The organism is Shewanella litorisediminis (assembly GCF_016834455.1).
Lineage (GTDB): Bacteria > Pseudomonadota > Gammaproteobacteria > Enterobacterales > Shewanellaceae > Shewanella > Shewanella litorisediminis.
The window spans coordinates 1,085,287-1,105,896 of record NZ_CP069213.1; the positions used below are offsets into that span (position 1 = coordinate 1,085,287).

At 53.3% G+C, this 20,610-nt stretch carries 18 protein-coding genes; 11 read left to right on the forward strand and 7 right to left on the reverse strand.

Annotated elements, in window-relative coordinates:
- Window positions 1–107 precede the first annotated feature (107 nt).
- From ubiT to JQC75_RS04795, 3 genes are all read left to right on the forward strand, one after another.
- Window positions 108–620: a ubiquinone anaerobic biosynthesis accessory factor UbiT gene (gene ubiT / locus JQC75_RS04785; RefSeq protein WP_203326329.1), complete on the forward strand. Its 513-nt coding sequence runs from the start codon at window positions 108–110 to the stop codon at window positions 618–620.
- Between the two features lie 209 nt (window positions 621–829).
- On the forward strand, window positions 830–1,894 hold the full coding sequence (locus JQC75_RS04790; protein ID WP_203326330.1) for an HlyD family secretion protein: 1,065 nt from the start codon (window positions 830–832) through the stop codon (window positions 1,892–1,894).
- Between the two features lie 36 nt (window positions 1,895–1,930).
- Window positions 1,931–2,995: a DUF2955 domain-containing protein gene (locus tag JQC75_RS04795; RefSeq protein ID WP_203326331.1), complete on the forward strand. Its 1,065-nt coding sequence runs from the start codon at window positions 1,931–1,933 to the stop codon at window positions 2,993–2,995.
- A gap of 147 nt (window positions 2,996–3,142) precedes the next feature.
- On the opposite strand, the gene JQC75_RS04800 is transcribed toward JQC75_RS04795, so the two are convergent.
- Window positions 3,143–3,394 carry a YfhL family 4Fe-4S dicluster ferredoxin gene (locus JQC75_RS04800; RefSeq protein ID WP_203326332.1) on the reverse strand — a complete coding sequence of 84 codons (252 nt, stop codon included), beginning with the start codon at window positions 3,392–3,394 and terminating at the stop codon, window positions 3,143–3,145.
- 542 nt (window positions 3,395–3,936) lie between these two features.
- On the opposite strand from JQC75_RS04800, the gene JQC75_RS04805 reads away from it, so the two are divergent.
- Window positions 3,937–4,680, forward strand: a complete 744-nt coding sequence (locus JQC75_RS04805; RefSeq protein ID WP_203326333.1) for a Crp/Fnr family transcriptional regulator — start codon at window positions 3,937–3,939, stop codon at window positions 4,678–4,680.
- A 98-nt stretch (window positions 4,681–4,778) separates the two neighbouring features.
- Here the strand turns inward: JQC75_RS04805 and JQC75_RS04810 are convergent, their stop codons facing one another.
- Window positions 4,779–5,198, reverse strand: coding sequence for a PRC-barrel domain-containing protein (locus JQC75_RS04810; RefSeq protein ID WP_203326334.1), 420 nt, complete (start codon window positions 5,196–5,198; stop codon window positions 4,779–4,781).
- Window positions 5,199–5,955: 757 nt separating this feature from the next.
- On the opposite strand from JQC75_RS04810, the gene JQC75_RS04815 reads away from it, so the two are divergent.
- The 3 genes from JQC75_RS04815 (at window position 5,956) to JQC75_RS04825 (ending at window position 8,772) form a co-directional block, all read left to right on the forward strand.
- The gene (locus JQC75_RS04815; protein ID WP_203326335.1) at window positions 5,956–6,222 is read left to right on the forward strand and encodes a hypothetical protein; all 267 of its coding nucleotides are present in this window, start codon (window positions 5,956–5,958) and stop codon (window positions 6,220–6,222) included.
- A 355-nt stretch (window positions 6,223–6,577) separates the two neighbouring features.
- Window positions 6,578–7,915, forward strand: coding sequence for a Na+/H+ antiporter NhaA (gene nhaA / locus JQC75_RS04820; RefSeq protein ID WP_203326336.1), 1,338 nt, complete (start codon window positions 6,578–6,580; stop codon window positions 7,913–7,915).
- A 614-nt stretch (window positions 7,916–8,529) separates the two neighbouring features.
- Window positions 8,530–8,772 (forward strand): hypothetical protein, encoded by a 243-nt coding sequence (locus tag JQC75_RS04825; RefSeq protein WP_203326337.1) that lies wholly within the window; start codon window positions 8,530–8,532, stop codon window positions 8,770–8,772.
- Between the two features lie 127 nt (window positions 8,773–8,899).
- On the opposite strand, the gene trhP is transcribed toward JQC75_RS04825, so the two are convergent.
- The gene (gene trhP, locus JQC75_RS04830) at window positions 8,900–10,297 is read right to left on the reverse strand and encodes a prephenate-dependent tRNA uridine(34) hydroxylase TrhP (protein ID WP_203326338.1); all 1,398 of its coding nucleotides are present in this window, start codon (window positions 10,295–10,297) and stop codon (window positions 8,900–8,902) included.
- Window positions 10,298–10,521: 224 nt separating this feature from the next.
- Here trhP and JQC75_RS04835 point away from each other — a divergent pair, with 224 nt between their 5' ends.
- Together JQC75_RS04835 and JQC75_RS04840 are read left to right on the forward strand one after the other, a co-directional pair.
- A complete protein-coding gene (locus JQC75_RS04835) occupies window positions 10,522–11,364 on the forward strand; it encodes an HDOD domain-containing protein (RefSeq protein ID WP_203326339.1) in 843 nt (280 codons plus the stop codon).
- Window positions 11,365–11,451: 87 nt separating this feature from the next.
- Window positions 11,452–12,936, forward strand: a complete 1,485-nt coding sequence (locus JQC75_RS04840) for a putative bifunctional diguanylate cyclase/phosphodiesterase (RefSeq protein ID WP_203326340.1) — start codon at window positions 11,452–11,454, stop codon at window positions 12,934–12,936.
- Window position 12,937: 1 nt separating this feature from the next.
- On the opposite strand, the gene JQC75_RS04845 is transcribed toward JQC75_RS04840, so the two are convergent.
- Together JQC75_RS04845 and JQC75_RS04850 are read right to left on the reverse strand one after the other, a co-directional pair.
- A complete protein-coding gene (locus tag JQC75_RS04845) occupies window positions 12,938–13,360 on the reverse strand; it encodes a thioesterase family protein (protein ID WP_203326341.1) in 423 nt (140 codons plus the stop codon).
- A gap of 27 nt (window positions 13,361–13,387) precedes the next feature.
- Entirely contained in the window at window positions 13,388–14,167 is a 780-nt protein-coding gene (locus JQC75_RS04850) for a substrate-binding periplasmic protein (RefSeq protein WP_203326342.1), read from the reverse strand.
- A gap of 402 nt (window positions 14,168–14,569) precedes the next feature.
- Here JQC75_RS04850 and JQC75_RS04855 point away from each other — a divergent pair, with 402 nt between their 5' ends.
- On the forward strand, window positions 14,570–18,118 hold the full coding sequence (locus JQC75_RS04855; protein ID WP_239002081.1) for a pilus assembly protein: 3,549 nt from the start codon (window positions 14,570–14,572) through the stop codon (window positions 18,116–18,118).
- Entirely contained in the window at window positions 18,108–18,440 is a 333-nt protein-coding gene (locus JQC75_RS04860) for a TapY2 family type IVa secretion system protein (protein ID WP_203326343.1), read from the forward strand. The genes JQC75_RS04855 and JQC75_RS04860 overlap by 11 nt, the downstream gene beginning before the upstream one ends.
- A 17-nt stretch (window positions 18,441–18,457) precedes the next feature.
- Here the strand turns inward: JQC75_RS04860 and JQC75_RS04865 are convergent, their stop codons facing one another.
- A complete protein-coding gene (locus JQC75_RS04865; RefSeq protein ID WP_203326344.1) occupies window positions 18,458–19,204 on the reverse strand; it encodes a substrate-binding periplasmic protein in 747 nt (248 codons plus the stop codon).
- 105 nt (window positions 19,205–19,309) lie between these two features.
- A complete protein-coding gene (locus JQC75_RS04870) occupies window positions 19,310–20,461 on the reverse strand; it encodes a metallophosphoesterase (RefSeq protein WP_380798566.1) in 1,152 nt (383 codons plus the stop codon).
- Between the last annotated feature and the right edge of the window lie 149 nt (window positions 20,462–20,610).

Here is a 20,610-nt window from a genome sequence, read left to right on the forward strand (position 1 = left end):
AGTGTACCCATGTTTGTCCGCCCGGGACTTGATGTAAGACAAGAGGCTGAAACTAAAAGCCCCTTAAAATGCCCTGAACTCGTTTGGCCTGAAATAGAGGACCCTTCATGCCCTATCCGTTTGCTGCACGCCTTGCCAAAGACATGCTGGAAACCGCGCCTGCCCTGGTGCGTTTGCCCCTGTCCAAGGTGCCCTTTGCGGCCAAAGCCGCCCTGATTAAGCCCATGTTGTCATTGTTGCTGGCCGACGAAGCCAAGGCCGGAGAGCTGGATTTTCTGACCGGACAGTGGGTGGGAATTGAGGTCAAAGATTTGGGGTTGTGCTTTGAAGTGAGCTTCGATGGCGCCATTAAAATACAAGCGCCAGCCAGACCTCAGGTGCAGTTCAGTGCCAACTCCCGGGAGCTTTTACTGATAGCAGCCGGCAAAGAAGACCCGGACACCCTGTTTTTTCAGCGCAGGCTCACCATTGAAGGCGATACTGAATTGGGGCTGATGGTGAAAAATATGCTGCTTGCCATCGACCTCGGTCGTTTGCCCGCGCCGGTAAAGACCAGTTTGAATCAGCTTGCCAATGCCCTGGCGGCCTTGGAGCAAAGGGCCGAGCCAGCCTGGGCCTGATGGTATTAAACTTTTTACTTTGCGGTCTTCTGCTGCCTTTCTGATGCGCTGTGTTTTGCCTTGCAGGGGCTTGGCTCAATCCCTGGCCACAAACGCAGGGAGGTTGGGTTTGGGCAAATGCTTGTTGCTTCACAACGTGTTTAGATTATGGTGGCCAACCTCAATCCGCTCCGCTAGCATAGAGCCATTATGGATCAGGGAGATACCCCATGACTGAGTCTGCAAAGACCTCAAAAAAAATCAGTAGTTATTTGTTTCTCGCGGTTCTGTTGATTTGGCTATATAGCCTCTGGGCCGATCGGGTGACCCCCATGACCACTGAGGCCTATGTGCATGCCTATCTGGTGCGCATTACCCCCGAGGTGGCAGGCAGCATTACCCGGGTGGAGGTGAAAAACGATCAGGTGGTGGACGCCGGCGATCTTTTGTTTGAAATCGACAGCCGCCAATACGATATTGCCCTTGCCAAGGCGCGGGCCGATTTGGAGCGGGTAGGTCAAAGCCTTGGCGCCAATACTGCGGCGGTGGAAGTTGCTCAGGCCAAGGTGGGTGATGCCAGAGCAGCCTTTGCCAATGCCTCGGCTCAGGCCAAGCGGGTGGCGGCACTGGCCAGTCGCGGCGTCTTGAGTCAGGCCGAACTGGATAATTCCCGTGAAGCGGAAGACCGCGCCAAGGCTGCATTGGCTGCGGCCGAGGCGTCGCTCATTCAGGCGCAGCAGAACCTGGGACCTGTAGGCGAAAATAATCCAGAGCTGAAAGCTGCCATGGCGGCGCTCGACAAGGCCGAGCTCGATCTCAAGCGCACCCGGATCACAGCGCCTTCCCGCGGACTGGTAACCAATGTGCAGCTCACCACAGGGCAATATATGGCGCCGGGTCAGGCCGCGCTTACCTTTATCGACCCCCGTGAAGTGTGGATTTCGGCCATGGTAAGGGAAAACTCCCTTGAACACATTCAACATGGCGGCAAGGTGGCCATTGTGTTTGATGGGCTGCCGGGAAGGGTGTTTGAAGGTGAGGTGGAAAGCATCGGTTGGGGCAGTGGCGGCGCAAACAATATCGATCAGACCACCGGCTTTGAGGCCACCCAATCCGGCAGGCAGCAATCGCGCCGCTTCCCGGTGCATATTCGCTTTGATACCAGGGAGGCAGGCAGCGAGCTCAGGTTTGGCTCTCAGGCCACTGTGGCTTTTTATACCGGCGAGAGCAGCCTCGGAGAAATGCTGGCTACGGTGTGGATGTGGTGCTGGAGCAAGCTGACCTATGTATCCTGATTTGTTCAGCCATATACCGCAGATGGGAGCTTAGCCATGGGCGAGCAAGGGCACACAGTACCGGAAAAAGCCTGCATGCAGCAGCGTCCGTCTCTGGCCGCCGCCAATCCGCTTCTCAGGGTTGCGGTGGGCACGCTGGTGCCGCTCTTTGTGCTGCAATACTTCGAAGTGCCGCTACCCATGTTGGTGTCGGTGTTCACCGTGGTCATGCTCACGCTGATGCCCGGCAAGCCCTCGGTGTCACTGCTGCTTCAGCTTACCGCCGTGGTGGTGGTGGCTGCGCTGGTGCAAAGCAGTGCAGGCACTCTGCTTGGCGGCACGGGCACAGGCACCTGGCTGTTTCTGTTCGCCGTGCTTTTTTACAGCTTGTCCCGTATTCACTTAAACCCTAAAGACGTGGTCGGGACCATGATGATGATCCTGGGGATAATGGTTTCAGTGCTGCAGTTTCAATACGCCATGACGCTGACCAATCTGCCCTGGCTGCTGGCGCTGGCCTTTATCAGTGCCATTGTCATTATCTATCTGATGTTTTGGCTGTTTCCGGGTGGTGAACTGGAAGTGAGTACCGATATCAGCTGGGAGGTCACCCCCAGTCATTGGCTCAAGGTGTTGGCCAAGGCGCTGTTTATCATGCTGATTATCTTCCTCTTGATGAGCGTCGACAGCAGCCATGCGCTACTGATAGTTATCACCCTCGCCAGCTTAATAAAGGATCCCAATCCCCTTGCCGGCAGCCACAATGCACGCCAGCGGCTCTGGACCACCTGGCTTGCGGTGGTGTACAGCCTGCCGCTGTTGATAGCCTTTTGGTTGGACATGCACTGGTGGCTGCAAATGATACTGGCGATTGCTTTGGCGCTTTGGCTTGGTGCGGCGGCGACGGCGCAAAAGGTATCGATGGCAGAATTCCAGCTGCTGATGAGTGGCTTTGTGATGTTGGTGTATCAGGTGACAAGCCATCAGGGGGCCGCGTCACTCACCTCATCGCTGATGCGCCTTGGCTCAGTATTGGTGGCGGTACTGCTGGGGATGTTGCTGTTGTCTTTGTTATCTGATCTGGGTTCGCAAAAATCAATCGACAAGGTCAAAAGCACCTGAGCGAGTATGCGGTTTGGCAAATAAGAAAAGAACCCAACAGGCCATGAACCAAACAAAGCAAAGGTGACGACCTGCCATCTGAAAATTGGCCAGGAAAAAGGCGCTGAAGTCAGCGCCTTTTCTATATTTGGCAATGGCCTTGTGAGTTTACAGTTTGCCGGTAAGCCGGGCGTATTTAATAAGCAGCTCGTCCTGCGTCTCTGGGTGAGCGGGGTCCGGGTCGATGCAGTTAATGGGGCAAACGGACACACAGGTGGGCTTATCGTAATGGCCCACACACTCGGTACAGCGGTCAGGATCGATTTCATAGATCTCAGCGCCCATGGCAATCGCCTGATTTGGGCACTCGGGCTCGCACATGTCGCAGTTGATGCATGAGTCATCGATGATAAGTGCCATTGGGTATGTTTTCCAAAATAAATGATTATTTAACAGATGGTTGCGTTTTTATTGCTAAGCAAATTCACCAGCATCCGCTGGGTTTAAGCGGGATGAAAGACGTAGATTTTACCACACAAGTAACACACAGGGTAACACGTCGGTTTCTTACATAAGGTTTACGCAGATGCAGTTTTGGCAGGGCACAATGGTCTGTGATTTTCATGTTGCCGACATGGACGTGTCGACATCGGATTTTCACCAATACACATAAAGTTGAGTTGAATGAGCCTACAGCAGTGGGGGGCTGCTGGCAGTTTTTACACCAGTGGGCAAGTTGGCCAATCTGGCCTGGGACCACCCCCTTCAGCGAGAGTGCAATTGGTGCAAAGTACTTAGCATTCGTTTCATATCAGGCTAAGCTGAGCCTCAGTGGGTACTCATATCCCGTCCCACTCAATCGATTCCGCCGGCAATCAATCCTCAATTAGGTCGTTTCCCCAACAGATTGTCACGGCTCAAACGCCTTACCCGATATATTCTCAACAGGTTAAGGAAAGAACATGCAAGTAACTCATCATCCAAAGGACAATCTGCTGTTAGCGGCACTATCTGAAGATGCGCAGCAGGTACTTTTCCCAGGCCTGAAATTGGTGGAATTACCCTTGGGTAAGGTCGTATACGAATCGGGACAACAGTTGAAACAGGTGTATTTTCCTGTCGATTGTATTGTTTCATTACTTTATGTGATGGAAAACGGTGCTTCAGCCGAGATTTCAGTGGTAGGTCGTGAGGGCATTGTCGGGGTGGCGGTATTTATGGGGGGGGACAGCACACCCAGCCAGGCGATTGTACAAAGTGGTGGTTGGGCTTTTCAGATGTCCGCAGCGGAGCTTCGCCGGGATTTTAACGCCATTCCGGAGTTAAGAATGTTGATGCTGCGCTATACCCAGTCATTGATCACCCAAATGGCGCAAACCGCCGTTTGCAACAGGCATCACAGTATCGACCAACAGCTCTGCCGCTGGCTGCTGCTGTCGTTGGATCGCCTCCCCGGCAACAAGCTTGAGATGACTCAGGAGTTGATTGCCAACATGCTGGGAGTCAGACGGGAGGGGGTAACTGAGGCCGCTGGCAAGCTGCAAAAGGCAGGGGTAATCAAATATAGCCGCGGCCACATCACTGTGGTTGACCGACCCCGTTTGGAGGCGCTGAGTTGTGAGTGCTACCAAGTGGTCAAAACAGAAACCGACCGGCTTGAGTCTTATGCCAATCTCACTTCACATAGGTCTGCAAAGAGCCATTAGCCTGGCTGATGATTGCCCAACCCTGTTTTCGCCGCCATGTTTCAGGAGACGGGCTCATGAGCGTTAGCATGTATCTTCTTTGACGCTGACGAGTCGGGTTAGTTGTTTCGGATGACCTGCCCCAATCCAAAATACCTGTTCATTTCTCGCCTCCATTGCACATCGTTCATGTCTGGCCAGTTGTGGTAATCAAATGATGGCGCCAGCTTTAACCGTTCCAATGATAAAGGCAGAACGAAGCACTTTCTCTCCTTGTCCAGGGTTAATGTATGCCAGGGAATGGCAAGTAGCCGCTCACCAACCCCCAGAAATCCACCGTTTGACATGATGGCGAATAGCACTGTCCCTGAGGGCAGTGAAATCATCAAATCTTGTAATTTCCCCAGCTTTTCATCCTTATGGTTGTAGATTTGGTTGTGGCACAGCGTTCTGCCACTTAACTGAAAGAACTCAAACAGTGCACGATCGTTTCCGATTGCCGTTTGAGTTTGCCTGGTTTCGACTGTGATTTCGTTCATGTGATGTATCCCATACGTGATATATGCACTGCGACAGTTTGATATTAAGTCTTTGTTTTATTTTTGGTAATGGCGAGCCTGGAGGTGTTGTCGGCTCATCTTTGAGACTTTTCGGTGGGCAACCCGGAATGTTTAACGGGTATATTTTGCACCGGTATCTTGCACCATTCTCAGTCTGCAATCGCTCTCTGAGCAGCCTCTTACCGTGGGAAGCGGCTCATATCAGGGTATTACTGACCGTTAAGCGCAGAGTATCTCAGTGTGCTCTTATCATTCGGGGAGTTCAGTTCGGTAGGCCACATAGGTGCTGGACTTACAGGTTTGTGAAGCCTGAACTTCGGCAACGTCACGAGAGGAATACAGGGCTATGTGTGTCAGCGAACGGAAGTTGCATTGCTGCACTGTTAAGGTGGTTACCTCAGCCGCTGGCAATCAGGTTGGCGATGAGAAAGACAGAGGTACTTATGCGACAGTCTAACCCCAATAAAGATACCAAACCCAGCGATGTTAGAAGGAAGCCCTGGCAGGAGCAAAGGCGTGCGTCAGGTAAAGGTTCTTTGCGCCGGCCCTTACCAAAAGATTTTGAGGAGCCTCAGGAAGAGAATCGGTAGGGAGGAATCCTGATTTGGATCTCCCTGTGAATGGTAAGAAGTCACGTTTTCATGGGCCTTGAAGAATCATCTGAATTTACGCCGGGATCCCAAGGTTATCTGCGGGATCTTTACGAATGTATATCGATGCATTCTAAGGAATTAATATGAGCTTCACCCCAGACAATGAATCCACTGAGACCGCAAAAAAAGGTTCTGATACACCTAAGATGAGTACCTCAAATTGGTGGTGCTCCGTGTTTAAAAATCTGCTGACCGGAAAGGGATTCAGCGGGAAAATTTTTATCCTGCTGTTATTGCTGTTCCTCCTCACATTTGCAGGCTCGCTGCTCACTTCAAAACATGATTCCGTTGCTATTGCCCAAGGTTTTGGGCACTTCTCACAAGTGACCCTAATGCCAAGGCAGAGGTAGTGGTAGCGAAGCGTTACGGCGGATGAAAGGCTTGCCGGGCAACTAATGTATCTCTTTTGCCTCCAGTTGAACTATACAGGAATTGGACAATGTATTTAGGCGTTGTCGCTGGCTGGAAACCGTCACTGAATTTTCATTTGTCTCTTGTGCCAAGAGAGCCGGGTTTAGCGGCTGGACAGGGGATTGAGCTTTCGTTGCAACAGCCAAACTGTGGCATAGGTGTGTTTGTTAACCCAGGATCGCGCGGTAAACATCGGCCAACTCACGGGCTCCCGCTGCGCTGGTGGACGGGATACCACCGTTGGACAAAGGGACGCAAAGACTAACCCTGTTGCGTATGGGGCCAGGGGAATTCATGGTTGGAAACGATAACGAAAGTAAAGACGATAAATTCCAGGCTATGCCTGATGAACTCATCGACTGGTTGAGTAAACCGCTGGGCCGGTTCCTGCACATAGAAACGGCAGCAGCCGGTGTTTTATTGATTGCTACCTTGCTGGCGATGCTATTGGCTAATTCGCCCTGGTCCGCTCAGTATTTTGCCGTGTGGCAGACAGAGTTTGGCATTGCTCTGGGACAAGTTGAATTTCGGATGACCCTGGGTGAATGGATTAATGATGCCGTCATGACGCTCTTTTTTTTCCTGGTGTCATTGGAATTGAAGCGTGAACTCGTGTTGGGCGAGCTGAGTCACCCCCGTGAGGCGATGCTTTCTGTGAGTGCGGCTATCGGTGGAATGCTCGTGCCGGCTGCCATTTATCTGTTGTTGACTGCGGGCGAACCTGCAGCCCATGGCTGGGGAATGGTGATGGCAACCGACACGGCTTTTGTGATTGGTTGTTTGGCCTTAATGGGAAAACACATTCCTCAACAATTACGGATTTTCTTACTTTCATTGGCCATCGTTGATGATATAGGCGCCATTTTGGTGGTGGCCATTGGTTATGGGGATGCGCTTAACTATCAGGCATTGCTGGCTGCGCTCATTGCCCTTATTGCTGTTCGGGCGATGACACTCCTTGGGATCCGGAATTTGATGCTCTACTTTATGGTGGGCACCATGGCCTGGTTCGCCGTTGAACACTCGGGGATCCACCCAACAGTAACAGGCGTGATATTGGGTCTGATGACGCCAACAACAAAATGGGTGAATGAAGAACGTCTCTTTAAGATATTCAAACACGTGGTCACTCATCCCCATGGGCAGGACTGGAGTGGTGATATCCAGGCCAGAATGGCACTGAGCACTGCTGAGGCGGCCGCGAGAGAGGCTCTGTCGCCGGTAGAACGTTTGGAAATTTTACTTCACCCCTGGGTCGGATTTGCTGTTATGCCATTGTTTGCATTTGCCAACGCGGGAATCCCCCTTGACGGTTTGACGGTCTTTGCCCCATTGACGGGAGTAATAGTAATCAGCCTGGCGGTTGGCAAACCGTTGGGTATTTATCTATTTAGCTGGCTGGCGATACGTTTACATATAGGCTTACGTCCGAAAGAGCTAACCTGGCCTCTGCTGCTGGCTGGTGGCTGCTTATGCGGAATAGGATTCACCATGTCTCTGTTTATCGCCGGACTGGCGTTTTCACCTGCTCATATCGATGAGGCAAAGGTCGGTATCCTGGTTGCGTCGGTAATTTCCGCGGTGATTGGCTTGTTTCTTATCAAACTGACTCTTGTATATCGGGGCAAATAATCTGGTCCCGATGTTCACTGACCTCCACTTACCTCCACTTACCCGCAGTGTTAAATCCGGCTGGGTGATATCGCCCTTTGTAATAATCGGGTTTAAGCATATAAAAAAATAATAAAACTTTTGCGGCATCAAATAACTAAGTCGATGTGTTGTCGCTGGCTTTGCGGGCTATGACACAGAAAAAAAAGATTAATTTGCTGCCAACGGCGGAGTCACTCAAGGTCAATGGCCTGAGGCCAGGCCCGATACTTTGAGCCTGAGTATCTTTGAGCCTGAGTATCTCGTCATCATTTAAGTCAAGATGCATAGCGTGGAGGCGGCATTCCGCCCCCAGCCGTGACAATATCCAAAACGCACTCAGGCACTTAATGCGAAAGCTGGGCCTGGCTGATATTGCGGCCGGGTTTAAGGGGTTCCATTGGCTTTGATATCAGCGCAAATATCCGCATCAGTGAAAGTTGCATACAAAGTGTCATGGCGTTGTGCTACTTTTTTATACAGCAGCTTGCCAGGGGCTCGGCCCAGTGCCTTTTGCCAGGAGCTGCGGCAATACCCGGTGAGCGTAAACGATTTCTGGATGCAGCAGATTTGCTGGCAGGCAAAGGAGAGATGCCATGGTACTTGAATGGATAGCCACGGATAAGGGAAATCAGGTGCTTGAAAGCCTTAAAGCAGAGGGGTGGCGGGTAAAAGACCAGTACAGCCCCTTCGCCTTTGATAAGGGCATAGACTACGACAGCTACGAGCTGGTGCGGGCCGGGGATACCCTGAAGCTTGAGTGGGATAACTGGCTCGAGTGGCGCATGTCGGGCTCGGAACCCTTGCTGCAATCCCTGAAGCACAGATTCGCGCTCTGACGGCCAAGCGCGAATGGGTGCGTCGCTGAGCCCCCAGTTGGCGCGGCATAGCCATCCCAAAGTTTTAAATAAAAAGGCTGCACCCTGTGCAGCCTTTTTATGGATGTTGTGGGTATCCCCGACGAGATTACTCGGCTTTGGTGGGGATCACTTCCGCTTCGCCGTGTGGGTTGCGGGTGTTGTTGCCGTTTGGCAGGTTGCGCAGCAGCACGCCCATGTTCACATCCACCTCGGCTGGTACCGGCAGGTACACCATGTGGCCTGAACCCAGACCGGCCTCAACGGCTTCGCCCTTGCGGTTGTAGAGGGTATCAACAGTCAGATTGATGTTGCCCTGAGGTGTCATCAGCTCAACGCTGTCACCGACGATGAATTTGTTTTTCACATCGATTTCGGCGAGGCCCGCTTCGTTGCGCTTACCGGTAAACTCGCCCACAAACTGCTGGCTGTCGCTGATGGAGTAGCCATAGTCGTAGTTCTGGTACTCATCGTGCACGTGACGACGCAGGAAGCCTTCGGTGTAACCGCGGTGGGCCAGACCTTCGAGGCGGGTCATCAGGTGAGGGTCGAAACCACGACCGGCCACGGCATCTTCAATGGCCTGACGGTACAGCTGAGCAGTACGGGCCACGTAGTAGAAGGACTTGGTACGGCCTTCAATTTTCAATGAATCCACGCCGATTTTGGCCAGACGTTCCACGTGCTGAATGGCACGCAGATCTTTGGAGTTCATGATGTAGGTGCCGTGCTCATCTTCAAAGGCTGGCATGTATTCGCCGGGACGGTTTTCTTCCTGCAGCAGGAAGATTTTGTCGGTGGCAGGACCATTACCCAGCGTTGGGGTTTCCAGCTGCACAGCGCTCTCTGGCGTGTGGATGGCTACCACGTCACCGGCTTCGTTTTCGGTGGCTTCGTGGGCGTCATACTTCCAGCGGCAGGCGTTGGTGCAGGTGCCCTGGTTGGGGTCGCGCTTGTTGATGTAGCCAGACAGCAGGCAGCGGCCAGAGTAGGCCATGCACAGGGCGCCGTGCACGAACACTTCGAGCTCGATGTCCGGGCAGCGCTGACGGATTTCTTCAATTTCATCCAGCGACAGTTCGCGGGACAGAATAACCCGTTTGATACCCACAGACTGCCAGAATTTGACCGAGGCCCAGTTGATGGCGTTGGCCTGTACCGACAGGTGGACAACCTGGTCAGGGAAGGCTTCGCGTACCATCATGATAAGACCCGGGTCCGACATGATGAGGGCGTCCGGGTTCATGGCAACCACAGGGGCCATGTCGTCGAGGTAAGTCTTCAGCTTGGCGTTGTGAGGCGCAATGTTGCTCACCACATACAATTTTTTGCCAAGGCTGTGGGCTTCTTCGATACCTGTCTTCAGGTTTTCCAGTTTAAAGTCGTTGTTGCGCACGCGCAGACTGTATCTGGGCTGACCCGCATACACGGCATCTGCGCCATAGGCAAAGGCGTAGCGCATATTTTTCAGTGTGCCTGCCGGCGACAGAAGCTCAGGTTTAAACATATTCATTCCCGAAGAAAGTAAAAGTGGACGCGACTCGCGGGGGCGGCATTTTACTCAATCATAGCCCCTCAGTGCAAATCTGAGTGCACAGGTCGGATATTCCGGGCGGGTTAGACTAAAATGTTGCAGGTTTGTCGTCGTATGATGCTATTTTGCACTTCGCCTGATAGTTTGGGCTGGTATACTGCACCAATAAATAGAATAACCTTTTGATGGGAGCCAAGATGTCGAACGAGCACCAGCTTTTGGTCGGATTGCTGAAAAAGCTGAAGGACGATGCCCTGATTTTGCCAACCCTGCCTGAAGTCGCCATGAGAGTTCAGGAAGTGGTGGGAAGGCCCGATTCCAGTCTTAAACAGGTTGCAGAGATTATTGGCCAGGATGCTGCCATTTCTGCCCGTATCATTAAAGTGGCCAACAGTGCCCTTTACAGTCGTGGTGTACCGGCGGAAAACATCAATTCTGCTGTAACGCGCATAGGACTGACCCAGATAAAAGCCATTGCGACGTCTGTAGCCATGGAGCAATTGTTTATCTCTACCAATGAAATGGTGTGGGAAGTGATGGACGAAGTGTGGCGTACCTCCATCGATGTAACCGCTGCCGCCTGTTCGCTGCTGCAGATTTACAACAAAAAACACCCTGGCAGTGGTCTTAACTACGATACCCTGACGCTGGCGGGACTGGTGCACAACATTGGCGCTCTGCCGGTGCTGACCGAGGCCGAAGCCCATCCGGAGATGTTTACCACCATAGAGCACCTGCGCTCGCTGGTGCGCAAGATGCAGGGTCCCATAGGCCGTGCGGTTCTCAAAAGTTGGGACTTTGCACCTGAGGTGATGGAAGTGGTTGAGCGCTGGGCGGATTTGCCTTATCTGGGCGATCATGTCAGCTATCTGGATTTTATCCGCGCTGCCGCCTTCTATACGGGTGAACTCAGGGCGGGCAACGAGCTTGAACAGCGTTTGGATGTGTTTGTCAAACGTGGCCTGCCGGTGAGTCCGGACGATCTGGGTAGCGACGCATTCCTTGACAGCTATCACTCCATCAAGGAAAGTTACGAGTAATCAAGGTCCAGGGCAGGGGTAACCCTGCCATGGAAAAGGACCCGTTCTTTTCTCAAGCGAAGGAGGCTCAGTGTTAAGGTTTAACCTATGGTTTATCTGATAGCTTTCCTGGCTGCCTGTTTATTCTCGCTGGTCTGGCTCTGGTATCGCCATTCACGACGTACAGAATTATTTCTTCATCGCCTGACGCAGGAGTTGCTCAGTAAAGGAGAGCAGCGCCAGCCCCTGATGCTGACCGATATCCCCGAGTCTTTTTCAGCCCTGGTTCAGGCGATTCAGCATGTATTGCTGCATACACCGTTGCACACCACCAAAGACAAGCTTACCGGCTTGCCCAACCGGGTTGGATTCAAGCGGGCCATCACCCACTCCATGCCGCTCACATCTGGCACCCTGGTATTAATCGACCTCTATCGTTTCCGCTATGTGAACGACCTTTTCGGTTTCGCCTTTGGCGATACCCTGCTGCAATTATTCGCCGACCGATTACGCCTGATGCCGAAAAAGCCCCGTCAGATGGCGCGTATGAATGGCGACGAATTTTTGCTCTATTTCGATACCTGCCTGGATGACAAGGGGCTGCTTGAAATCAAACAACTGTTGCAGCAGCCCTTCAGCATTCAGGACACGCCGGTGTCCGTCAGGTTACAAATAGGCTATGTGCAGCTGGCAGAGCATCATGCCGATGTCAGTCAAATGCTCAGGCGTGCCGATTTGGCGCTCAAACGGGCCCGCAGCGATAAAGATATGATAGCGGCGTATCAGCAGGATGATGACATCAGTCAGCGCCGTGAGCTTTTTATTATCAATAGCTTGCCAAAGGCATTGGCGCACAATCAGCTGTATCTGGTATACCAGCCCAAAGAGTCGCTGCACCATGGCGGCTGTGATCAGGTTGAGGCCCTTATCCGTTGGGAACACCCTGAGCTGGGGCTGATTTCTCCCGGTGAGTTTATTCCCCTGGCCGAATATGCAGGGATGATAGATTTGGTCAGTGCCTGGGCACTGGAGCAGGTGCTGATGCAGCAGGTGCGCTGGCGCGCCGAAGGCATACATATTCGGGTGGCGGTGAACCTGTCGGTAGAGGATATGCAGGAAGGCAATCTACCGTCGATGGTTGAGGCTGCACTGGCGCGTTATCATCTCCCCGGTGAGGTGCTGGCGCTGGAGATCACTGAAAGCACTCTGATGTCCAATCTGGCCCGCGCTACAGACAATATCGTCAAACTCAGGGACATGGGCGTAAAAGTTGCCATCGACGATTTTGGTACGGGTCACTCTTCACTGGCGTACCTGAAAGATTTGCCCGCCGATGAGGTGAAAATCGATCGGGCATTCCTCGATGGCATCATGGAACAGGAACGTGCGCGCAATATCATGACCACCAGTATCCAGCTGGCCAAGCGCCTCGGTTTTGAGGTGACTGTGGAGGGCGTGGAGTCCGACGCCCTTCGCAAGATGTTGGCGGCTATGGGCGCTGACAACATTCAGGGGCAATATTTTGCCAGACCGATGCGGGCGCTTGAGCTGGAAATGGATTTGCGGCGTCTGGGCATCGCCAGACGCGCCTGATTCAGGCTTCCAGTAAGGCTGCCATCAGGTGGGCCGGCATGGGAGTCAGCTGGCGCTGTTGGTTCAGACACACCATTTCGATGTAGCCGCTGACCGCCGGGCGCGTACCGCCTTCGCGCCAGATCTCCTGCTGCCACAGGGTGCGGAACTTGCTTTCAATCAGCACCCGGCTTCTGACTTCGACGATGTCGGCGAATTCAACCCCTTCGTTGCACACCATGTCGCAGCGGTACACGGCAAAGCCCAATCCCTGCTCCAGCCAAAGTCGGCGCAGTTCATTTGCACCTATGACTTGCTCCCTGGCCCGCTCGAAGTACTTGATGAAATTGGCATGGTACACCACGCCCGAGAAGTCGGTATCTTCGTAAAAAATCTGCACCGGATAACTGTGGCATCTGGCATGGCTGAAATCTGGTTGTGGCATGAAGGGCTCGCAGTGTTAAAGTCCGGCTCAGTTTACCCCGCCGGCAGTTTTTCTCAATCCCCGTGAGGCAGTTGCGATACCGGCAATCAGGCTGTGGTACTCGCCGCTGGCCTTAAGTTGTCTTAGGCCCTTATCCAGAGCGCCAGCGAGCGCTGGAGAGCTTGGGTTTTTTCTGTCAAATGCCAGAAACAGCTCGCTGCTGTGATTGGCAATCACGGCGCGCACTTCCCCCTGAACTCCCATGGTCCCTAAAAACTGGGCTGCAACCCGGTCATACATCACCACCGCATCCACTTTGTCGGTCAGCAGCAGATTAATCAACTGATACTGGTTGTCGACGATTTTAAGCACCATGTTGGGCAGCTTCTCGAATTCATCGCCATATTCGTAGCCCCGAACTATGCCCACCCGGGTTCCCTTGGGCAGCGACCATTTATCTGCAGCCAGGGGCGCTTTGCGGCGTAGCTGATAGAAAGACGCGGTGGCAACAAACAGGGGCTCTTGACCGAACAGAAAGCGCTCGCGGGTATTGTGTTGCATGGCCACGTTAAACACGGCATTGACCTTGCCTTGTTCCGTCAGGATCAAGCCCCGATTGTATGGCACCACCAAAGTGTCAAATGCGATGTTTTCGAGGGCGAAGGCTTTGGCTATCAGTCGGTGGGATAACCCTTCACCGGCGGCGTCGGCGAAGGGGGGCCAACTGTCTTCGGCAGCGAGTCTGATACTGGTTTCGTTGCTGCTTGCCATGGTGGAGAACAGCAACAATACGCTGAAAATTGCTGAACATAGATGCGGCCGGTTCATTCGCTTCCCTCTGATGGAACTCCCTGTTTTGCCAGCTATTGTACGTTATGTGATGACAAAGCAACAGTCAGACTGGTTGTGAAGGTTTTGCCGTTTACCGTACTGAAAAGAGTTGTTTTCAGTTATTTGGGTCGTATTTTGGATGTTGTTCGATAAAACCGTTTTTCAATCAAGTCAAATAATTGAAATTAAATAATAAAATAAATTCAAATATTAAAAATTTTACCTGAGTCAGCTTATGTTGGACACTCTACTTTGTACTGCTTTCTTGGTCAAAAATCATTTGACCACCTTGTGGGTTGGTGCAGTCTTTCAAAAATAATTACCGCCTCCCGCGATGAATGCTGACATCTGACCTCTGCGAAGTTAGAGGCGGCTTGATAATTTTATCCTGGATTGACTATGAGTAACGAACTTCCTCCATCAACCATGGCGGCCAGCCTCAGGGCTTGCGCTCGCTTTACGCCATCGACCCGGCATATAAAGGCGGGTCTGATAAGTCTGATAGCTTACCTCTCTTCGGCGCCCCTGTGGGCCGATGATACTTCTTTGTACGTCTATGAGTCCTCCAGCCGTTCAGACGAGCGGCCCCAGGTGCTGGTCATATTTGACAACTCTGGCAGCATGGACACCACCGTATATGGCGTGAATCCGTCGTTTTCCAATGCAGGCGGGGACGTATCAGAAGGCGAACAGATTTATTACAGCCTCGATGCGGCAGAGACGCCCCCAAACCCCGGCAACCCAGCGGAAAAGCGTTTCTTTACCTTTAATCGCAATGCATGCGCCAGCTCTTATGAGTTCCTTGAGAAGCAGGGCGTTTTCACGGGTTTTATGCGCCACTATGTGTACAGTGGTCAAACCGGCAGCTGGGAAGAGTTCCCCCGCAGCGACGGCGCCAGCATTCGCATGGTGGAGTGCTTTGAAGATATTCAGGATAAGAATTACGACAATGGCAGCGTGGCCAAAGATGGCCTTCCGGTAGACGGCGAAGGTCGCCGGGGTAGCCCTTTACCCTTTTATCGCGTCTCCAGTGGCAGCAAAGAGGCGGTCAAAGAGCTGGCGATGTCCAAGGCAAAAAATACCGGGTTCGGTACCGGCCGAATCGTCACCCTGTACACAAAGACCTACCTCAACTGGTATCACGGCGAGAAAAAGAAGGTTAATCGCACCCGCATCGACATTGCCAAAGAGGCGGTGGCCAATGTGCTTCTAACCACACCCGGTGTGGATTTCGGTTTGGCGATTTTTAACAGCAACGTTTACGAGGGCTATGACGACGGTGGACGTATTATCGCTGGCATTAAACCTGCCACCGCAAGCAATAAAAAGGATTTGATTGAAGCCGTCGATTTACTGAAAGGAACGACCTGGACGCCACTGTGTGAAACCCTCTATGAGGCGTATCGCTATTTTTCCGGTGGTGAAGTCTGGTTTGGTGATGACGACCCCACCCTCAAGCCCTATCGCGATAAAGACGCTATTGATGCAAATAACCGCTATAAGTCGCCATTCAAGACATGCCAGAACCGCGCCTATATCGTTTATGTCACCGACGGTGAACCTACCCGCGACAGTAATGCCAACAAGCTGGTGTACGACTTAACCGGTGGCGTGGATGCCTATACCTCAAGCCCGGCCAGTTATTTAAGCTCGCTCTCGTCCTGGATGAACACCCACGACGTTAACCCCAATATGGTCGGCGACCAGAGCGTGTCTACTTACACTATTGGTTTCAGTCAGGGGGCGGCTTCGGCGGCAGGACTGCTGCGTCATACCGCCGAAAAGGGTGGGGGTAAGTATTATGACGCCACCAACGTGGACGACTTGCAGAAATCACTGATGCAGGTGTTTAAAAACATTCTGGAAAAGAATGCCAGCTTTACTGCGCCCTCGGTTGCCAGCAACAACTTCAACCGTATTCAGACCTTTGATTCTGTCTACTACTCGATGTTTTTGCCAAACCGGGGGCCCCGTTGGAGCGGAAACCTGAAAAAATTCAAGGTCACTGAGAGTGGCGACATCATCGATGTCAATAAGGCCGGGGTCATTGACAGTGATGGCAATATCGCCAAAAGCGCCTGTTCCCATTGGAGCAGCAGCGCCGATTGCAGTGCAGGGGATGGCAACGATGTGCGCCGTGGCGGCGCTGCCGGTATGCTGCAGCGCATGCAGGCCAAGGATCGTAATCTGTTGTCGGACGTGGGCGGGCTTAAGCCGCTCACCCTGAGCGCCGCCAGCACCAAGGCTGGTGGAAATGGTGCCCTTGCCACCTTCCTCGGGGTTGATGAGTCTGAGGTGGCCAACCTGATTGATTGGGCCCGTGGTGTTGACGTGGACGACGACAATGACAACGGCAATCGCACCGAAATGCGTGCCGATATTATGGGCGACCCCCTGCACTCCAAACCGCTCGCCATCAACTTCGGCAGTGAGAGCTCGCCAGACATTCGGGTGATGGTGGGCACCAACCACGGTGTGTTGCACATGTTTAAAGACGCAGGCAACAGTGTGTCTGAATCCTGGGCCTATCTGCCATGGGAAATGCTGCCAAAGCAGGCCACACTGCGGGAAAACCTGCCCTCAGGTCGCCACTCGGTTTACGGTATCGATGGCTCACCCGTGGCTTGGGTGAAAAGCGGCGCTTCCGGCATTCAAAAAGCCTGGCTGTTTTTCGGTCTTCGCCGTGGTGGCGATGCCTACTATGCCCTGGATATTACCAACCCGGATACGCCACGCTTTATGTGGCGCATTGATGGCAGCAGCCCGGGGATGGATTTGCTCGGCCAAAGCTGGTCCAAGCCTGTGGTGACCTTTATCCCGGGCAGAGAGTCGAGCCCTGTGCTGATTTTTGGCGGTGGCTACAGCCCGTCAAACAAAGATATTCCCGGTGTGGGTACGCCGGATAATCTGGGTACGGCGGTGTTTATTGTTGATGCCGCCACCGGCAATTTGGTGCACAGTTTTGGCCCCAACAATGCCGGTAACATGACAGTGATGCCCGGCATCAAAGACAGCATTCCCAATGAAGTCGCGGTACTCGATGCCAATAATGATGGACTCATAGACCGCATCTACGCCACAGATACCGGCGGCAATGTGTGGCGCATGGATTTACCGGGGGCAGCGCCCAAGGATGCCAACAGGCGTTGGTCTGCCTTTAAGTTCGCCTCCCTTGGCGGTATGACAACTGGCTCCGACAGGCGATTTTTTGCAGGTCCTGTGGTGGCTCAAACGGCATTGAACAGCACTCTGGAATACACCAGTCGCGAGAACGGCCGCACCAGTACTGTCACCACGGTACAAACCATTCCCTATGATGCCGTGGTGGTGGGCAGTGGAATTCGCCCGGCCCCTCAGGACGACCAGCGGGAAGATATGTTCTTCACCCTGCAGGACCGCAATATCGGCATACGTTCCTTCGATGGCAGCAACAAGGACAGATTGCCTCCGTCTGCTCTGACGTTGGCGGATCTTTATGATGTCACCAGCGCACCTCCAACCACCAAAGAGGAAGAGGTGCGTTTTGGTAAGCTGCGTGGCTGGTATTACAACTTCACCCGTAAAGGCGAAAAGAGCCTGTCTGCGGGCTCCATCATCCGGGGGCGGGTGTTTTTCACCTCCTACGTGCCCGGCAGCGCCGCAGCGCCCGGTACCAATCAGTGCCTTATTCCCGGAAAGGGCTATCTCTATGGCTTTGATTTGCACAGGGGGACTCGCTCTTACAGCAAAACCTATCTGGAAATGGGGGAAAGTGTACCCGATACGCCCCAGCTGGTGGTGCCAAGCAGTAAAACTATGTACTTGATTGGTATAGGTAAGTCGCCTGAATTGATGGTGAAAACTCGCTGTGAGGATAACAACGAACACTGTGATGGTTGTCCGCCGGGGGACGAGAAATGTATCGGCGGCGGCATGAATACCAGGAAGATTTATTACTATGCAAACTGACATCCGCGTTGCCGCCATACTCGTGGCACTGAGTCTCTCTCCCACGGTGTTGGCCGCGACTGACACGCAGAACCCTGGCGAGCGCGAGTCGTTCAAGTGCTTTATCAGCACCAATGTGGGCGATGGGGTATACGACTTCAGTTGGTACGCCGCCGATACCGCGCGCAATATGGCGCAGCTTGCTGGGCAGAGGCTGGCCAACTCTGCCATGGCCGCCAAGGGTATCCGGGTTTACGCCAGTGAAGTCCATGAGTGTGTCCCATTGAATCGGGATTTCGCGGCGCAAAAGGCACGGGCACTGGATGAGGCCATGGCACGCTGAACGGATGTGCTGCGCTGTCAGTTCAGTGATGTACTCAAAGGGGAGAGGATGGTGGCCATGCTGCCATCTTCTTCCATGCTCTGGATTGCCAGATTGAAATCTTCAAGCAACTGGAGGCTTCCCGCCCGCGTTTTCGACACGCCCAGATGAAATACCTCTTTTGCCAGGGGCTCACCGACAAACTCGAATTGTCCCTGATATTCCGCCGGGCCGTGGGCGATAAGATACTGTGCCACATTGCGGCTTATGACGATTAAATCCACCCTGCCTAACTGCAGCTTGCGAAGGTTGGTCTCATCGGAATCGGCTTCTTCCGTGTGCAATTTGCTGCCGGCAATGGCTGCCGGGTTGGCATACCCGCGGCTTATACCAATCCGTTTATCTTTGAGTTCTGACAGTTGCTGATAGCCAATCCTGTCCTGCTTTCTGGCCAGAAAGGCGATTTCCGTACCCTGCAGAGGCCGCGAATAATAGGCCCAGTTTTCCCTTTCTGTCCGATACCAGAGGCCAATAATGGCATCCGCTTTGCCGGCCTTAATGAGGGCAGTCGCGCGAATAAAGGGATAGAACTTAAGCTCAACCTGATAGCCCCGGCGCTGCAGCGCCTCTTGTACCAGAACCGCCACGGGTCCGAAACTGTCCAGTGACTCAGCATAAAAGGGGGGAAGGTCGGTTGCCACCAGTGTCAGGGTTTTGGGCTCCTGCGCTGTCACCCACAGCGGCAGTAGCAGAAAGATCAGCAAGGTTAAGCGCTTCGGCGACATAAAGCGGGTTCCAGCGGCGGGAAGAGCGGCGTTTTTTTGAGTATAGTACGCCGCCTTTCTCCTGCCTCTGGCTGCTTCTGAGAAACAGATTGGAAAGGTTATGGATTAATCACTGATAAGCGGTGACTTGCTGCCATCGTATTTGCCCCGAAGCAGCGTATCCCCTTCAACCCAAAGCAGTTCACCGGCATTACCCAGTTTGATGGATGAATCGATGGCGATGATGCGGTTGTCGTAAAGACCCAGCACCCGGGTTTGTGAGGTATGGCCAACCACTATGTGGTTGACACCAAAGTGTTTGAGCAGGGCATCGATTTGCGATGCATCCAGCTCTGACTTGAAGTAGCCCCGATACCAGGTTGGGCCACCTTTATAAAACAAAAAGTTAAGTAACGTGTTAGCCTTGATGTCGGCCTTGTCGTCGTCGATGTGTTTTCGGTACAGGTCGTTGGCCTGGCCGATGGAGAGGCCACGTTCCAGCCACTCGGGGCTTATGCCGCCGTGCATAAACAGCATATCGTTTATCTTTACCAGGGTGTTTTTGCTTCTGAGCCACTGGCCGATTTCGGTGTCACTGTCATAGAGGGCATCGTAGGGGCGACCGATGAGGTCGCTGCTGACGTGGTAGCGATCGTTCACGTAGCGCAAATCCCCCTGAAGCACCATTTGCTCGTGATTGCCCATCAAGAGGTGCACCATGCCGCCGGCGGCGCGTGCAGCGCGGTCGAGTTCGTACATGAACCAGAGGACCTCGTTGACCTCAGGCCCCCGGTCAAATATGTCGCCGGTCATCACCAGATGGCCTTCACCCAGTGCCCAGTGGTTGTGTTCGTCGATCACCCTGTGGGCGCGAAGCAGGCTTATCAGCACCTGATACTGGCCGTGAACGTCACTGAGGGCGACCAGTGTCTTCACACCGCTGAAGTGGTCGTTATCGATTGCATAGGGGCCAAACAGAGTGGGCTGGGGCAGGGCGCCGCAATGTTCGGGGCGCTGCAGCGTGGTGCCGACCTCTGTCGTTATCAGACGGCGGTGACAAATCCAGTGGGCCTGCTTTTGGCGCGCATCATTGAGGATGACATAGGGGCCATCATGAAAGTCTGTTGCGGCCTCTGAGCCAGAGCCCGACTCAGCTTGCGTAATCTCAGGCATCCCGGCCGGCTCCTTTGACATAACAGGCAAAGGGAAAAACGCCAACGCCATCAAGGTAACGCCTATCAAGCCAGCGCTCATACCCGTGGCGTTTAATGCGTTCATGCTCTTGGGGTTTGCAAACAGGGGTAACACGAACTTCACTCGACACCTCTGGATTAGGTTGAAGCGATACAGGGCTTGCATCGTCTTTGCTGCTGTTGCGCTGCAGTATAACCCTGGCGAAGGCAACACCGGAGTGAATAGAGAAAGAA

Excerpts from the sequence above, each read along its gene's own strand:
- JQC75_RS04825 (WP_203326337.1), top strand. The coding sequence starts at position 8,530 with ATGGTACTTGAATGGATAGCCACGGATAAGGGAAATCAGGTGCTTGAA.
- JQC75_RS04865 (WP_203326344.1), bottom strand. The coding sequence starts at position 19,204 with ATGTCGCCGAAGCGCTTAACCTTGCTGATCTTTCTGCTACTGCCGCTG.
- JQC75_RS04835 (WP_203326339.1), top strand. The coding sequence starts at position 10,522 with ATGTCGAACGAGCACCAGCTTTTGGTCGGATTGCTGAAAAAGCTGAAG.
- nhaA (WP_203326336.1), top strand. The coding sequence starts at position 6,578 with ATGGTTGGAAACGATAACGAAAGTAAAGACGATAAATTCCAGGCTATG.
- JQC75_RS04800 (WP_203326332.1), bottom strand. The coding sequence starts at position 3,394 with ATGGCACTTATCATCGATGACTCATGCATCAACTGCGACATGTGCGAG.
- JQC75_RS04850 (WP_203326342.1), bottom strand. The coding sequence starts at position 14,167 with ATGAACCGGCCGCATCTATGTTCAGCAATTTTCAGCGTATTGTTGCTG.
- ubiT (WP_203326329.1), top strand. The coding sequence starts at position 108 with ATGCCCTATCCGTTTGCTGCACGCCTTGCCAAAGACATGCTGGAAACC.
- JQC75_RS04810 (WP_203326334.1), bottom strand. The coding sequence starts at position 5,198 with ATGAACGAAATCACAGTCGAAACCAGGCAAACTCAAACGGCAATCGGA.
- JQC75_RS04855 (WP_239002081.1), top strand. The coding sequence starts at position 14,570 with ATGAGTAACGAACTTCCTCCATCAACCATGGCGGCCAGCCTCAGGGCT.
- JQC75_RS04870 (WP_380798566.1), bottom strand. The coding sequence starts at position 20,461 with ATGAACGCATTAAACGCCACGGGTATGAGCGCTGGCTTGATAGGCGTT.
- JQC75_RS04790 (WP_203326330.1), top strand. The coding sequence starts at position 830 with ATGACTGAGTCTGCAAAGACCTCAAAAAAAATCAGTAGTTATTTGTTT.
- JQC75_RS04840 (WP_203326340.1), top strand. The coding sequence starts at position 11,452 with ATGGTTTATCTGATAGCTTTCCTGGCTGCCTGTTTATTCTCGCTGGTC.
- trhP (WP_203326338.1), bottom strand. The coding sequence starts at position 10,297 with ATGTTTAAACCTGAGCTTCTGTCGCCGGCAGGCACACTGAAAAATATG.
- JQC75_RS04805 (WP_203326333.1), top strand. The coding sequence starts at position 3,937 with ATGCAAGTAACTCATCATCCAAAGGACAATCTGCTGTTAGCGGCACTA.
- JQC75_RS04860 (WP_203326343.1), top strand. The coding sequence starts at position 18,108 with ATGCAAACTGACATCCGCGTTGCCGCCATACTCGTGGCACTGAGTCTC.
- JQC75_RS04795 (WP_203326331.1), top strand. The coding sequence starts at position 1,931 with ATGGGCGAGCAAGGGCACACAGTACCGGAAAAAGCCTGCATGCAGCAG.
- JQC75_RS04845 (WP_203326341.1), bottom strand. The coding sequence starts at position 13,360 with ATGCCACAACCAGATTTCAGCCATGCCAGATGCCACAGTTATCCGGTG.
- JQC75_RS04815 (WP_203326335.1), top strand. The coding sequence starts at position 5,956 with ATGAGCTTCACCCCAGACAATGAATCCACTGAGACCGCAAAAAAAGGT.